The 14,314-nt window shown below is 73.4% G+C and carries 11 protein-coding genes and 1 pseudogene; 7 read left to right on the top strand and 5 right to left on the bottom strand.

The annotated features are described in order from the left end of the window. The first annotated feature begins 67 nt into the window (after positions 1–67). From CG719_RS06635 to CG719_RS06620, 4 genes are all read left to right on the top strand, one after another. Positions 68–535: a DUF6643 family protein gene (locus CG719_RS06635; protein ID WP_199836537.1), complete on the top strand. Its 468-nt coding sequence runs from the start codon at positions 68–70 to the stop codon at positions 533–535. 41 nt (positions 536–576) lie between these two features. After that, positions 577–1,401, top strand: a complete 825-nt coding sequence (locus tag CG719_RS06630) for an MOSC domain-containing protein (protein ID WP_100567533.1) — start codon at positions 577–579, stop codon at positions 1,399–1,401. 182 nt (positions 1,402–1,583) lie between these two features. Continuing rightward, a complete protein-coding gene (locus tag CG719_RS06625) occupies positions 1,584–2,183 on the top strand; it encodes an Rv1733c family protein (protein WP_100567532.1) in 600 nt (199 codons plus the stop codon). A 111-nt stretch (positions 2,184–2,294) separates the two neighbouring features. Next, positions 2,295–4,733 carry a right-handed parallel beta-helix repeat-containing protein gene (locus tag CG719_RS06620; protein ID WP_199836536.1) on the top strand — a complete coding sequence of 813 codons (2,439 nt, stop codon included), beginning with the start codon at positions 2,295–2,297 and terminating at the stop codon, positions 4,731–4,733. Between the two features lie 112 nt (positions 4,734–4,845). Here the strand turns inward: CG719_RS06620 and CG719_RS06615 are convergent. After that, positions 4,846–6,033: pseudogene (locus tag CG719_RS06615) on the bottom strand (hypothetical protein); the annotation flags it as partial. Between the two features lie 292 nt (positions 6,034–6,325). On the opposite strand from CG719_RS06615, the gene CG719_RS06610 reads away from it, so the two are divergent. Next, positions 6,326–7,153 (top strand): DeoR/GlpR family DNA-binding transcription regulator, encoded by an 828-nt coding sequence (locus CG719_RS06610; RefSeq protein WP_100567530.1) that lies wholly within the window; start codon positions 6,326–6,328, stop codon positions 7,151–7,153. Between the two features lie 22 nt (positions 7,154–7,175). Here CG719_RS06610 and CG719_RS06605 read toward each other — a convergent pair whose 3' ends face one another. Beyond that, positions 7,176–8,300: a PLP-dependent cysteine synthase family protein gene (locus CG719_RS06605; protein ID WP_100567529.1), complete on the bottom strand. Its 1,125-nt coding sequence runs from the start codon at positions 8,298–8,300 to the stop codon at positions 7,176–7,178. Between the two features lie 383 nt (positions 8,301–8,683). Between CG719_RS06605 and CG719_RS06600 the strand changes: the two genes are divergently transcribed. Both CG719_RS06600 and CG719_RS06595 read left to right on the top strand, forming a co-directional pair. Continuing rightward, positions 8,684–9,007: a hypothetical protein gene (locus tag CG719_RS06600; protein ID WP_100567528.1), complete on the top strand. Its 324-nt coding sequence runs from the start codon at positions 8,684–8,686 to the stop codon at positions 9,005–9,007. A 182-nt stretch (positions 9,008–9,189) separates the two neighbouring features. After that, positions 9,190–9,741 (top strand): ATP-binding protein, encoded by a 552-nt coding sequence (locus CG719_RS06595; protein WP_100567527.1) that lies wholly within the window; start codon positions 9,190–9,192, stop codon positions 9,739–9,741. A gap of 717 nt (positions 9,742–10,458) precedes the next feature. Here CG719_RS06595 and CG719_RS06585 read toward each other — a convergent pair. From CG719_RS06585 to CG719_RS06575, 3 genes are read right to left on the bottom strand one after another with little or no spacing between them, the layout of a single operon-like run. Next, entirely contained in the window at positions 10,459–13,008 is a 2,550-nt protein-coding gene (locus tag CG719_RS06585) for an ABC transporter permease (RefSeq protein WP_100567526.1), read from the bottom strand. Continuing rightward, complete coding sequence (locus CG719_RS06580; RefSeq protein ID WP_100567525.1) at positions 13,005–13,784, bottom strand: ABC transporter ATP-binding protein; 780 nt, start codon at positions 13,782–13,784, stop codon at positions 13,005–13,007. Before CG719_RS06580 ends, CG719_RS06585 begins: the two co-directional genes overlap by 4 nt. Beyond that, positions 13,781–14,092 carry an SHOCT domain-containing protein gene (locus CG719_RS06575; protein WP_100567524.1) on the bottom strand — a complete coding sequence of 104 codons (312 nt, stop codon included), beginning with the start codon at positions 14,090–14,092 and terminating at the stop codon, positions 13,781–13,783. Before CG719_RS06575 ends, CG719_RS06580 begins: the two co-directional genes overlap by 4 nt. Positions 14,093–14,314: the final 222 nt, after the last annotated feature.

Here is a 14,314-nt window from a genome sequence, read left to right as displayed (position 1 = left end):
GCCGACACGGAAAACAACCCTCTTATCGGTCTCCCCAACCAGCACATCGTGGGCTTTACTTATGGCCATGACCTCCCCCCGCTCCAGTTATGGCGGCGGCTACTACTCCGCCTCCTTCCCGGACACTCCGATCTACGACTCGCTCGTGGCCGAGCGAGGTACCCCGCAGATCGCTCCCATCCGTGTTCCGGCCCCGTACGACACGGGGAGCCACCTGAGCCCGGGCAGCCAGATGAGCACCGGCAGCCACCTGCCCGCGCTGCCCTCGGCGCTGCCCGCCCTCCCGGCGGCCCCGTCCCAGCCCTCCTACGGCTACCCGCAGGCGGCGCAGCCCGTTCCACCACAGCCGGCGCCCACGGCCTACATCCCGCAACAGGCCTCCGCGCCGCGCGGGTACCCCGGCCCGCAGCAGCCGCAGCCACCGCGCCCGATGGCGAACGGCACCGGCTACGAGGCCATGCGTCCCGCCACCCCGCGGCCCGCCCCGGCGCCCTACCAGGACCCGTACGGGAACCAGCAGTACCGCGGCTACTGATCCGCTCCCCGGCTGTCCGTGCCTCCTGTCAGGATGAGGTCATGGGGAACGCGGAACTGCACGCGCTGCACATCCACCCGGTCAAGGCGCTGCGAGCTGTCACGCTCGCGGAAGCCGTCGTCCAGCCCTGGGGGCTGGCCGGGGACCGGCGCTGGGCGCTGGTCGACGACGGGGGAAAGGTCGTCACGCAACGCCAGCAGCCACACCTCGCGTTGGCCGCCGCCGAGCCCGAGCCCGGCGGCGGTCTGCGTCTTTCCGCGCCCGGACGGGCCCCGGTCACGGTCGCCGTCCCCCGACCGGGCGAGACGGTGACCGTGGACATCTTCGGCGAGAAGGTGGAGGCCGTTCCGGCGGACGAGGCCGCCCACGCCTGGTGCGGCGCACTCGCCGGGGACGGAGTCCGCCTGGTCCACCTGGACGACCCCGCCACGCGCCGGCCCGTCGACCCGGACTACGCCCTGCCGGGCGAGACGGTGAGCTTCGCCGACGCCTTCCCGCTGCTGCTCACCGCGGTCTCCTCCCTGGCCTCCCTCAACTCCCTGATCGCCGAGGGCGATCACGCCGCCGAGGGCCCGCTCCCCATGAACCGCTTCCGGCCCAACGTGGTGGTGGCGGGGACCCCCGCCTGGGCCGAGGACGACTGGACGCGCATCGCGATCGGGGAGGTCGCCTTCCGGGTCGTCAAGATGTGCGGCCGCTGCGTGGTGACCACCACCGACCAGGACACCGGCGTCCGCGGCAAGGAGCCGCTGCGCACCCTCGGCCGCCACCGCCGCTTCGGCGGCGAGCTGATCTTCGGCCAGAACCTGGTGCCCGAGTCCACCGGCACCATCCGGCTCGGCGACCCGGTCACCGTTCTCGAATGACCACCGGCCGCGGTCGGGAACCCGGGAGCGGGGCCCGGTCGTTGGGCTTTCGTGAGAAAGGGATGACATCCACCGGCCCGAGGTGATTTCCCTCTCTTTTCGGCCGACGAGGGGGCGAACGGTTCCGTCCGGAGTTATCACGGACCGGAGTCGTCGCGGAGGGGAAGGGGGGTGCGACAACGGTGCGAGCGATCGCCGGACTCTGGCGCTGGCGGAACAACCCACTGCGGCGCGGGACCGATCTCGCCGAGGCCCGGGTGGCCCTGGTCGCGCTGCTGCTCGTCCTCGTCGCCGCCCCCGTGGTCGGCTGCCTCGTCGGATTCCTCGCCCAGGACGCCCTTCAGCAGTCCGTCCGCGAACAGGGCAGCTCCCGGCACCCGGTGACGGCCACGGTGGTGCAGAGGCTGAACCGGCTCGATCCGGATCCGGAGATCACCACGGGACGGGACCCGCGCAGCCGCGTCCTCGCCGACTGGACGGCCCCGGACGGCACCCGCCGGCACGGCCCGGTCACGACGACCCTGAGATCCCCCCGCCCCGGCGACCACTTCACGCTGTGGACGGACGAGCACGGCCGGACGGTGACCCGCCCCCTGGACTCCACGACGGCCACGGCCCATGCCGTGCTGGCCGGCTGCGGCGCGGGCATGCTGACCGCGCTCCTGGTGGAGGGGATACGCCGGCTGATCGTCTGGCGCCTGGACCGCCGGCGGGACGCGCTCTGGGACCAGGCCTGGGACCGCGCGGGCCCGGACTGGGGGCGTACCGGCACAGGCAGCTGACGGCCTTTGGGCTCTGGTCAACCGAGCGTCCGCGCGCACGCTACGGTGGACCGGCCGACGCACTCGGCATCAACCAACCCGCGTACCACGAGGTGGGGGCTCAGCAGCGCCATGGCACAGGGCACGGTCCAGGTGACGCACACCGGTACATCGCGGTGGCGGCGCCGCACGGGTGAGTACGCATCGCTCGCCGCCGCCCTGGAGGCCGCGGCCGACGGTGACGTGCTCACCGTCGCCCCGGGCACCTACCGGGAGAACCTCGTCGTACAGCGGGCGGTGACCCTGCGCGGCCCCGAGGGCGCCCCGGGCTCGGTGCGCATCGCCCCCACGGAGGGGGTACCGCTGACCGTGCGCGCCTCCGCGGTGGTCCAGGACCTGCACGTCGAGGGCCAGGACTCCACCGCGCCCGCCCTGTTGGTGGAGGAGGGCGCGCCGGAACTCAGGGACGTGCGGATCGTGACCCGGTCCGCGGCCGGCATCGAGGTGCGCGGCGGCGCCCGGCCCACCGTGCGCCGCTGCACGGTCGACAATCCGGCCGGCATCGGGATCGCCGTACTCGACGGCGCCGGCGGGGTGTTCGAGGAGTGCGAGGTGGTCGCCGCCGGGCAGTCGGGCGTGACGGTCCGCGGGGGCGCCCACCCCCGGCTGGAGAACTGCCGTGTCCACCATGTCTCCGGCGCGGGCCTGACCGCGACGGGCGACAACTCCGCCCTGGAGGCGGTGGGTTGCGAGGTCTACGAGGTCCGGGGCAGCGGTGTCCAGATCACCGGCCGCGCCACCGCGCACCTCACCGACTGCGATGTGCACCGCACCGCCGGGGACGGCATCACGCTCGACACCGACGCCGTGCTGACCCTGGCCGACTGCCGCATCCACGACATCCCGGAGAACGCGGTGGACCTGCGTTCCCGCTCCGTGCTCACCCTGACCCGGACCACGGTGCGTCAGTTCGGGCGCAACGGCCTCTCGGTGTGGGACCCGGGCACGCGCGTGGACGCCAACCAGTGCGAGATCTTCGACAGCACCGGCGACTACCCCGCGGTGTGGATCAGCGACGGCGCCACCGCGGTGCTCGACTCCTGCCGGGTGCACGACGTGCCCGACGCGCTGTTCGTGCTGGACCGCGGCTCCCGCGCGGACGTCGTCGACAGCGACCTGTCGCAGGTGCGCAACACGGCGGTGTCGGTGAGCGACGGCGCCACCGCGCAGCTCGACGACTGCCGGATCAAGGACGCGGCCACGGGTGCCTGGTTCCGCGACCACGGCAGCGGCGGCACCCTCAACAACTGCACCCTGGACGACATCCAGACCGGCGTGATCGTCACCAAGGGCGCCGACCCGACCATCGAGCGGTGCACGGTCGCCTCCCCCGCCGAGGCCGGTTTCTACGTCTCCGCCGGGGGGCGCGGCAGTTTCCTGGACTGCCGGGTGACGGGCAGCGGCGGCTACGGCTTCCATGTGATCGACGGCTGTCGTACGACGCTCAGGAAGTGCCGTACGGAGCGATGCGCCCGCGGGGGTTACGAGTTCGCGGACGGCGGGCCGGACGCCGGGAACGGTTCGGGCCCCGTGGTCGAGGACTGCACGAGCGACGAGAGCGGCGGCGTACGCCCGCCGGCTGCCCGGGAGACGGCCGTGCAGACCGCGCTCCCGACCACCGGTCTGCTGGGCGCGATCCCCGGACAGCGCGCCACCGAGCAGGAGCCGCTGGTGGCCGCGGCCGAACCGGAGGCGCCCGCGCGGACGGCGAAGGACGTCCTCGGCGAACTCGACACACTGGTCGGCCTGGACAGCGTCAAGCGGGAGGTGCGCGCCCTGACCGACATGATCGAGGTGGGCAGGCGCCGTCAGCAGGCCGGTCTGAAGGCCGCCTCGGTCAAGCGTCATCTGGTCTTCACCGGCTCCCCCGGCACCGGCAAGACCACGGTCGCCCGGCTGTACGGCGAGATCCTGGCCTCCCTCGGTGTCCTGGAGAAGGGCCATCTGGTGGAGGTGTCCCGCGTCGACCTGGTCGGCGAGCACATCGGCTCCACCGCGATCCGCACCCAGGAGGCCTTCGAACGGGCCCGTGGCGGCGTGCTTTTCATCGACGAGGCGTACGCGCTCTCCCCGGAGGACGCCGGGCGCGACTTCGGCAAGGAGGCCATCGACACGCTGGTGAAGCTGATGGAGGACCAGCGGGACGCGGTGGTGGTGATCGTCGCCGGCTACACGGCGGAGATGGAGCGCTTCCTGTCCGTCAACCCGGGTGTGGCCTCCCGTTTCTCCCGCACCATCACCTTCAGCGACTACGGCCCCGACGAACTGCTGAGGATTGTGGAGCAGCAGGCGGAGGAGCACGAGTACCGGCTGGCCCCGGACACGCCCGAGGCCCTCCTGGCGTACTTCTCCGCGATCCCCAAGGGACCCGCGTTCGGCAACGGCCGTACGGCGCGGCAGACCTTCGAGGCGATGGTGGAGCGGCACGCCGGGCGGGTCGCCCAGCTCGCCGAGCCGAGCACGGACGATCTGACGCTGCTCTACGCCGAGGACCTGCCCGCGCTTCCCTGAGAGGCGGGATCGTCCGGTGGCTCGGGGCCGTTGTGGGCTGTTCCGGCCGGGACGTCGAGCTGCCCGTCGCGGGGTGCCGGCAGGTCCGGGCGCAGCCGGGCGAGCAGCCACCGGCGTTCCTCGTCGAAGGCCGGGTGCGGTACAGGACGTGGGCGACGACGGCGAGGGCGACGACCAGGAGGCCCTGGCCCAGTGCGATGCCGCCGAAGGCGGTGTCGCCCGCCAGCCGGCTGGCCGACTCCCAGCCCGGGCGCGACCATCCGGCGTACACCGCGGTGAGCAGGAGCAGCAGGAGGGCGCCGAGCGGCAGCCGCCGGACGAGGTGGCGGTCCAGCTGCCGGTCGAGCAGGTGCTCGGTGCGGCCGCGGCGGCAGACGACCCAGATCACGGCGGCGGCCCAGACGAGCAGTGCGGTGAGCAGGAGCCGGCCCGCAGTGTCGAGGGCCCCGTCGCCGCCGGGGCCGCGGTCGAGAGCCGCCGTGGGCACGGCGATCGTCGCGGCCACCGTCAGCAGGCCCGCGGCGGTGTGCGCGGCCCGCAGCCGGGCCACCAGGCGGCGCCCGTACCAGAAGCCGGGGCGGCTCAGGGATGCGCTGCCGGTGCCGTCCTCGGGCTCCAGGTCGCGGGAGATCGGCTGGGTGGACTCGTAGGCGCTCCAGGTGCGGTGCGCCAGGTACCACAGGAGCCCGGTGAGCGCGGCGGGCACCAGGGCGGCCAGGGCGAGGCGGCGGCCGGGCGCGCTCCACCAGCCGCCGGCCGCGGGCGACAGGAAGCCCAGCCAGGAGTGCCGTGCGGCACACGCGTGCGTGCCCGCGCACTGCCAGGCCGTGAGGTCGAGGGCGACCTCGCAGGCGGCGGCGACGAACAGCACCGTCAGGGTCAGGCCCGCCAGCCGCACCAGCAGTCCGTACAGGCTCACCACGCGTGGGCGGCCCGGTGCGCCGGGGCGCATCCAGTGGGCGAGGTTGACGACCATGAACGGCAGCAGCAACAGCCACAGGGCGCGGGCGCCGTTGCCGGAGGTGAGGTTGCACCAGACGTACGCCTCGGGCACCGGTGTGCCAGGGCGCTCACGCTGTTCCCGCGGACGGTTCTCGGCGTCGACGTCCTCGGCGCGCCGGAAGACGGCCGCGGTGTCGTCGCCGGTGATCCGCACCGTGCGCGGGGCGTCGAGCATCTTCTCCGGCGTGGTGCCGCCGACGCCGTGGACCAGGAGCTCCAGGGCGCATCCGGTCGGCTCGCCGGGTGCGGTGGGGGCGTCCGGCCCGGCGGTCTCCGGGTGCCGCTGCGCACGTTCCACTGTTCGCACTTCTCCCCTGACGCGTCCGTCGGTCCGTGTCCGTGCGGACACCAGGATCGCCTCACGCGGCACACGGCACACCCCTCGTCACCGAATCTCCCCGATCCGGGTGACGGGAGCCGCGCACGGGGGCGAAGGCGGCATGTGCGCGTGGGTCGGGTGCCGACGCGGTGGGAACCGCCCCATGACAGGATGGGACGTCCACGCCCCGGAGGGCATGACGGTCCTTCTCGTCGCCGGCGGGTGAGCGGGGCGGGTCGGACGGCTTGAGGCGAAAGGAACCGGAGCACACGTGAGTGAGAATCAGAACCTCCTCGCGGAGCAGCGGCGCGCCCTGATCCTGGACGAGGTCCGGCGCCGCGGCGGTGTCCGGGTGAACGAGCTGACCCGGAAGCTCGGCGTGTCCGACATGACGGTGCGCCGCGACCTGGACGCGCTGGCCCGGCAGGGTGTGCTGGAGAAGGTGCACGGCGGCGCGGTCCCGGTGGTCGAGGCCAGTACGCACGAGCCGGGTTTCGAGGCCAAGTCGGGTCTGGAGCTGACGGCCAAGGAGGACATCGCACGGGCGGCGGCCCGGCTGGTCGCGCCGGGCACGGCGATCGCCCTCTCGGGCGGTACGACGACGTACGCGCTGGCCCAGCACCTGCTCGACGTGCCGGATCTGACCGTGGTCACCAACTCGGTCCGGGTCGCCGACGTCTTCCACTCGGCGCAGCGCACCTCCGGTCAGCGGCAGGGCGCGGCGACGGTCGTGCTGACCGGCGGGGTGCGCACGCCGTCCGACTCGCTGGTGGGCCCGGTGGCCGACCAGGCGATCGCCGCGCTCCACTTCGACGTGCTGTTCCTGGGTGTGCACGGGATATCGGCCGAGGCGGGCCTGTCCACGCCGAACCTGGCGGAGGCCGAGACCAACCGGCGTCTTGTGCAGTCGGCACGCCGGGTGGTGGTGGTCGCCGATCACACCAAGTGGGGTGTGGTGGGCCTGAGTTCCTTCGCCGCGCTGGACCGGATCGACACCCTGGTGACGGACGCGGGGCTGCCCGCGGAGGCACGCGCCGAGATCGCGGAGCACCTGCGGCTGGTGGTGGCGGGCGAACCCGAGGACGAGACCGACATCTGAGGGCCCGTCGTCGAGGGCCGCCTCAGCCCGGCCACACCCCGGTCGTCAGGAACGACTCCAGCGTCCGCGTGTACGGGGCGCTGTCGAGGCCCTGTTCGGCCAGCCAGGCGTCGGAGTAGTACTTGTCGAGGTAGCGGTCGCCCGGGTCGCACAGGAGGGTCACCACGCTGCCCCGGCGGCCCTGCTGGAGCATCTCGGCGACGATCTTCAGGGCGCTCCACAGGCCGGTCCCGGTGGAGCCGCCCGCCTTGCGGCCGATGGCCCCCTCCAGGGCGCGTACGGCGGCCACGGCGGCGGCGTCCGGCACCTTCATCATGCGGTCGACGGCCCCGGGCACGAAGCTCGGTTCCATGCGCGGACGCCCGATGCCCTCGATGCGCGAGCCGCTGTCGCAGGTGACGTCCGGATCGCCGGTGGTCCAGCCCTCGAAGAAGCACGAGTTGTCGGGGTCGGCGACGCAGATACGGGTGTCGTACTGCATGTAGTGGACGTAGCGAGCGATGGTCGCGGAGGTGCCGCCGGTGCCCGCGGTGGCGACGATCCACGCCGGCTCCGGGAAGCGCTCCAACTCGAGCTGCCGGAAGATGGATTCGGCGATGTTGTTGTTGCCGCGCCAGTCCGTGGCGCGCTCGGCGTAGGTGAACTGGTCCATGTAGTGGCCTCCGGTCTCGGCCGCGAGGGCGGCGGAGGCCTCGTACATGGTGCGCGGGTCGTCCACGAAGTGGCAGCGCCCGCCGTGGAACTCGATCAGGCGGCACTTCTCCGCGCTGGTCGTGCGCGGCATGACCGCGATGAAAGGCACGCCGATCAGCTTCGCGAAGTACGCCTCCGAGACGGCCGTCGAGCCGCTGGAGGCCTCGATGACCGGGCGGCCCGGGCGGATCCAGCCATTGCACAGGCCGTACAGGAACAGCGACCGCGCCAGCCGGTGCTTGAGGCTGCCGGTCGGGTGCGTCGACTCGTCCTTCAGGTACAGGTCGATGCCCCACGCCTCGGGCAGCGGGAAGCGCAGCAGATGGGTGTCGGCCGAGCGGTTGGCGTCGGCCTGCACCTTGCGGACGGCTTCTTTCAGCCAGTCCCGGTAACCGCCGTCGCTGCGGTCGACGTCGAGGGTGTCGCCGGTCCTGTGCTGCTCGGCAGTGCTCACGGCGGGGCTCCTTACGCTGTGCGCCGACGGCGTCGCGCGCGGCCGGACGCCCTCGATGATAGACACCTTCAACACTCTTCTCACCTGCATAAACGCACCTTTGAGCGGCTCAAGGCGACGCTTGGGAGCGCCTCTCGCCCGAGCTGGCCGACGACAAGGGGGCGCACGGGCCGGGGGGCGCATGCGCGCGAGTGCTCCGGGTGCCGCCCGCGAGCGCTCCCCGCGCACTGGTGCTGCGTGCCGAAGGCGTGCAGACTGCACCGCGGCGGGACAAAGGGCCCGACGGGACACAGCAATCTGGAACGAGCCGGGCCGGCTCGTGAACCGGGCGGAACGGGAGCCGGCGACAGGCACGAAGGCGACACGCACGAAGGGGCGGGGAGATGGCCGAACCGGAGTTCACGGCCACGGGTGTACGGATCGACAAGCGGCTGCGCTCACTCACCCGGGCCGGACGGGTCCGGATCCGAAACGGCAGGCTGGAGCTGCTGACCAGCTACGGCAGCGAGATCGACAGCGCACCGGTGCAGTCGGTGCGCGCGTCCCAGCCCTGGTACGCCCCGGACGACCGGGCGCTGGCCGACCTGGGCGGCAACCGGTACCTGCTGACCCTGGGCGAGCACGACCCCGCACCGGGCGAACCGGGGCCGCCCGCGGCCCGCCGGTTCGTCGAGGCCGTCCGCCGGGCGGCGGGGCGCGGCGGCTGAGCGAGGCGAGTTGCGTGACATCACCCCGTGGGTCACGCTGGTCTCACGTCACTCAGGGTTTACCGGCGATAACGCTGCGAACCAGCCCGCCGGTCAGACAGCAGGCGGCAATGTCACGCAGGCGTCCTGCTGCATCCGAAACGTCGTGTTCTTCCGGACCTCAACGTCGGGGAGTCGCAGCCGTGATCAGTCACCCAAGCAGGCACTGCACGGTGGAGCTCCAAGCCCTGCCGTCGCGGATCGGCCAGGTCCGCAGAATCGTATCGGCGCATCTGCGCTACTGGCATCTTGACGCTCTGATAGACCGAGCCGCGCTCGGTGTGACGGAGCTGTTGACCAACGTTCACCAGCATGCCCGGCCCGACAAGCTGTGCACCGTGGAGCTCGAACTGCTGCTCGAGCGGCTCACGGTGTCCGTGCGCGACCACGACCCGCGTCTTCCCGTGGTGGAGGAGATGGGCGACATCGCGCCGCTGGCCACCGAAGGGCGGGGGCTGGCGATGGTGGCCGCGATGAGCGAGAGCTGGGGCGCGCGGCCGGAGGGCGAGCAGGGGAAGGTCGTCTGGTTCATCCTGCCGACCGCCGCCCCTTCGATCGCGGTGCCGGCCCGGGTGCCGGCGCTCGTGACCGGGGAGCACTCCTCGCGTCGCCTGGCCGAAGCCGCCTCCGCGCTCGACGGCATACGGCCCGTCCGGCCCGTCCACGCCCCGGCCGGATCGGCCGTGGTCGGCTGACCACGTCCACATCCGCATCCCCGCCGTCGCCCGAACGGGCGACAGCGGGGGCGGCGGTGCCGGGACCGTGACGGCTGACGGCCCGCGGACGGCGACCGGACCGCGGGCCGTGACCAGGCTCCGGACCGAGACCGGGATGCGGCCGAGATCGGGACGCGGACCATGACCGCGCCACGGACCGAGACCGGACCGTGGACCGAGACCGGGACGCGGACCGAAACCGGGACGCGGACCGAAACCGGGACGCGGACCGAAACCGGGACGCGGCCGAGACCGGGATGCGGACCGAGACCGCGCCTCAGGCCATAACCGGCCCCCGGACCGAGACCGGGACGCGGCCGTGACCGGACCGCGCACCGAGACCGCGCCACGGGCCGAGACCGGACCGTGGACCGAAACCGGGACGCGGACCGAAACCGGGACGCGGCCGAGACCGGACCGCGCACCGAGACCGGGACGCGGACCGAGACCAGGACACGGACCGAGACCGGAACGCGGACCGAGACCAGGACGCGGACCGAAACCGGAACGCGGACCGAGACCAGGACACGGACCGGGACCAGGACACGGCCGTGACCGGATCGCGGACCCTGACCGGGCCCCGGACCATAAACGCGGCGCGGGCCGGTCATGGTCACGCGGTCGCTGCCCGGTGGTGTGGTCGGAGTCCTGCGGTGGACGTCGGGGCCGGGGGCACGGTGGCACCGGTCCCGGCGCTCACTCGGTGGCGACGGCCCTCAGCACGTCCAGCCGGGCCGGGCGCAGACCGGCGAGCCCGCCCGCCGCGATCCCCACCAGTGCCACGACGAGCAGCTGCATCGGCGGTACTGCGAAGGCGAACGCGGTGCCGCTCTCGCCGTCCGACGCCTTCACCAGGACCCAGCCGAGGAAAGCGCCCAGGGCAAGCCCGCCCGCCGTGCCGAACGCGGCGACCAGGACCGATTCCCAGCGGACCATGGCCCGCAGCTGAGACCGGGTCTGGCCGACGGCCCTGAGCAGACCGAGTTCGCGGGTCCGCTCGTGGATCGCCAGGGTGAGGGTGTTGGCGATGCCGAGGAGCGCGATGAGCACCGCGAGGGCGAGCAGTGCGTAGACCAGCGTCAGCATCATGTCGATCGCGCCCGCCGAGGACCGCGCGTACTCGTCCCGGGTCTGCACCTGCGGGTCGCCGTACCGGGCGGCGACCCGTTCGACGGCCGCCTTGCCCGCCTCCGCGCTCACACCGGACCGGAGGGAGATGGCGACAAGCCCGTCGGAGTCCTGGGTACGGTGCGGGGCCCAGGCGGAGCGGCTGACGACGTAGTCGCCGGCGAGTTCGGACCGGCCGTAGACCGCGCGGACGGTGAACGTCTCCGTGGTGCCGTCGGTGAAGGTGAGCCGTGTCCGGTCCCCCGTCTTCAGGCCCCGCCGCCCGGCCTCGTCACGGGTGATGGCGATGCCGTCGGCGCCCAGGCCGTTCAGGGAGCCGCGCACGGTTCCGAGGTCGAAGGTGCGGGCGAGCGCGGCCGGGTCGGTGACGGTCAGGGCTCGCCCCTCGCCGTCGACCTCGGCGACACCCCGGCCGAGTCCGACGGCCGTGTCCACCTCTGGCAGCCGCTGGATCGCCCCGGCCAGCCGGGTGCTCAGGCCGCTGCCGCCGGCCCCGAAGGAGGGGGTGCTCACGGCGAGGTCGCCCGCGAAGGTCCGGGAGACGGTCTGGTCCATGGTGGCCTTGAGCGAGGCGCCGAAGACCGTGAACAGCGACACCACGGCGACCCCGATCATCAGCGCGCTCGCGGTGGCCGCGGTGCGTTTCGGGTTGCGCAGCGCGTTGCGTCGGGCCAGAGCGCCGGTGACGCCGCGCAGCCGGCCGAGGGGGCTGCCGAGCATGCGTACGGCGGTGGCGGAGGCGACCGGGCCGAGCACCACGAAGGCGGCCAGGGCGAGGACGGCGCCGACTCCGGCCGCCCATATGGACGGGGAGACCAGGACTCCGGCGAGGGTCACCGCGAGGGCCGTCGCGGCGAGGACCGCTCCCGCCACGGCGCGCGGGCGGGAGGCGCCGGAGGTGTCGACGGCCGTCTCGCGCAACGCGGCCATGGGTGCGGTGCGGCCGGCCCGTGCGGCGGGCGTCAGTGCGGAGCCGAGGCAGACCACGACACCGACCACCAGCGGCAGTGCCATCGACAGCGGCCGGACGACCAGGCTGCCCTCCGGGAAGGGGAATCCGATCGCCGGGAACAGTGCCTGGAGCCCGGCGGCGATGCCGATGCCGCCCGCCAGCCCGGCGGCGGACGCGGTCAGCGCGACGGCGCTCGCCTCGACGAGGGTGGCGGCGGTGACCTGACGGCGGGAGGCGCCCAGCGCGCGCAGCAGCGCGTTCTCGCGGGTGCGCTGGGCCACGACGATCGCGAACGTGTTGTGGATGGAGAAGGTCGCCACCAGCAGCGCGACGCCGGAGAACACCAGCAGGAACGTGGTGAAGACGGTCAGGAACTGGCTGGAGACCATGTCGGTGTTCTCCCGCGCGACCTCCTGCCCGGTGAGCGCCTCGACGCCCTTGGGCAGCACGGGAGTCAGCCTCCGCACCAGCTCGGCCTGGCTCACCCCGGGCCCGGCCCGCACCTGGATGCTCGCAGCCTCACCGGGCCGTGCGGTCAGGTACTTCTCGGCGTCGGCCCGGGTCAGCCCGGTGAAGGTCACCTGCGCCATGCCGTCCTCGCCGCCGAAGGTCGCGAGGCCCACGATCGTCACCCTGACCGGGTCGGGGGTGCGCAGGGTCGTGGTGTCGCCGATCCGCAGGCCGCCCTTCTTCGCGGCGCCGCGGTTGACGACGGCCTCGCCCGGCTTCGCGGGGGCGCGCCCCTCGGCGAGCCGGTACGGGTTGAGTTCCGGGTCGGTGATCCAGTTGCCGGCGAGGGTGGGCGGTCCCTGGCCGCCGATGGGCTCGCCGCCGCGGCCGAGGAGCTGGCCCGCGCCCTGGATGTCCGGGGCGGCGGCCGCGACTCCGGGGAGCCGCTCGATGGTCCTCACCAGCCCGGTGTCCACCGGTCGGCGTACGCCCTGGCCCTCGCCGGGCGCGGTGATGACGTCGGCGCTACGGACGACGGCGTCCGTGCCGTCCGTCGCCTTGCCGAACATGGAGTCGAAGCTGGCGCGCAGCGTGTCGCCCATCACCAGGGTCCCGGCCAGGAAGGCGACGCCGAGGAGGACGGCGAGGAAGGTGCCGGCGAAGCGCCGCCTGTGGGCCCGCAGGGAGGAGAGGCTCAGACGGAGGGAGGCGTTCATGAGCGCACCTCGAATGCCTTCATGCGGTCCAGGACCCGGTCGGCGGTCGGGGACTCCATACGGTCGACCAGGCGTCCGTCGGCGAGGAAGAGCACCTCGTCGGCGTGGGCGGCGGCGACCGGGTCGTGGGTGACCATGACGACCGTGCGGTCCATCTGCCGCACCGCGCGACCGAGCAGACCGAGCACCTCCTGGCCCGAGCGTGAGTCGAGGTTGCCGGTGGGCTCGTCGGCGAAGACCACGTCCGGGCGGGCGGCGAACGCGCGGGCCACCGCGACGCGTTGCTGCTGTCCGCCGGAGAGTTCGGCGGGCCGGTGGTGCAGGCGGTCGCGGAGGCCGACGACCTCGACGAGCGCGTCGATCCACTCGGGGTCGCCCCGTCGGCCCGCCAGGTCGAGCGGCAGCGTGATGTTCTCGGCGACGGTCAGGGTCGGCACCAGGTTGAACGCCTGGAAGACGAAGCCGATACGGTCGCGGCGCAGCAGGGTCAGCCGGCGGTCGTCGAGGCCGGCCAGTTCGGTGTCGCCGATGTACGCGCTGCCGGAGGTGAGCGTGTCGAGCCCGGCCGCGCAGTGCATCAGCGTGGATTTGCCGGAGCCCGAGGGGCCCATGATCGCGGTGAAGCGCCCGGCAGGGAAGCCGACGCTCACGCCGTCCAGGGCGCGTACGGCGGTGTCGCCGGCGCCGTGGACCTTCACGGCGTCGACGACCCGCGCGGCCGTCCCGGTGGCGGACGTGGTGGTGGAGGAGGCGGTGGAGGCGGGCGTGGTGGTCACCGGGCACCGCCGTTGCCGGTGCGGCCGAACTGCTCCTCCAGCACCGACAGCCGGCGCCAGTACTCGTCCTCGTCGATCTCGCCGGAGGCGAAGCGCCGGCCGAGGACGGCGAGCGGCGAGTCGGGGGCGGGTCGCCCGTCCGGACCGCGCCAGGGCCCGGTGTCCATGCCACGCCAGGGCGTGCCGTGGCCGCGCCGGGCGGTGCGGCGCAGCAGGGTGACGACGCCGACGGCGACGGCCGCCCAGAACAGCGGGAAGAGGAGGATCCACGGCCCGGGGCCGCCGTCCCGGTTCGCCAGGGTCTGCATCTTGGTTCATCTCCCTCGAGGGGTCTGCCGAGAAAGCCGCGGAGAGTTCTCCGGTGCTGCGTCGACAGTGGCTCGGGGAGGGGCTCCTGGTCGTCGTACGGCCAGCGGCAGTACGGCTACCTCCCGGGGAGTACGGGGGCGTGCGGCGGCTGCTCCGTGCGGCATGCCCCGGCTGATCCGGCGCGGGCGGCGGTCCGGCGGGCGGGGAGACGCGACCTGCCG

It is taken from the genome of Streptomyces sp. CB01373, from assembly GCF_002803075.1.
In the GTDB taxonomy this organism is placed as follows: Bacteria; Actinomycetota; Actinomycetes; order Streptomycetales; family Streptomycetaceae; genus Streptomyces.
Note: the sequence above shows the minus strand (reverse complement) of the source record. Positions and strands in the feature narration are given on the sequence as shown.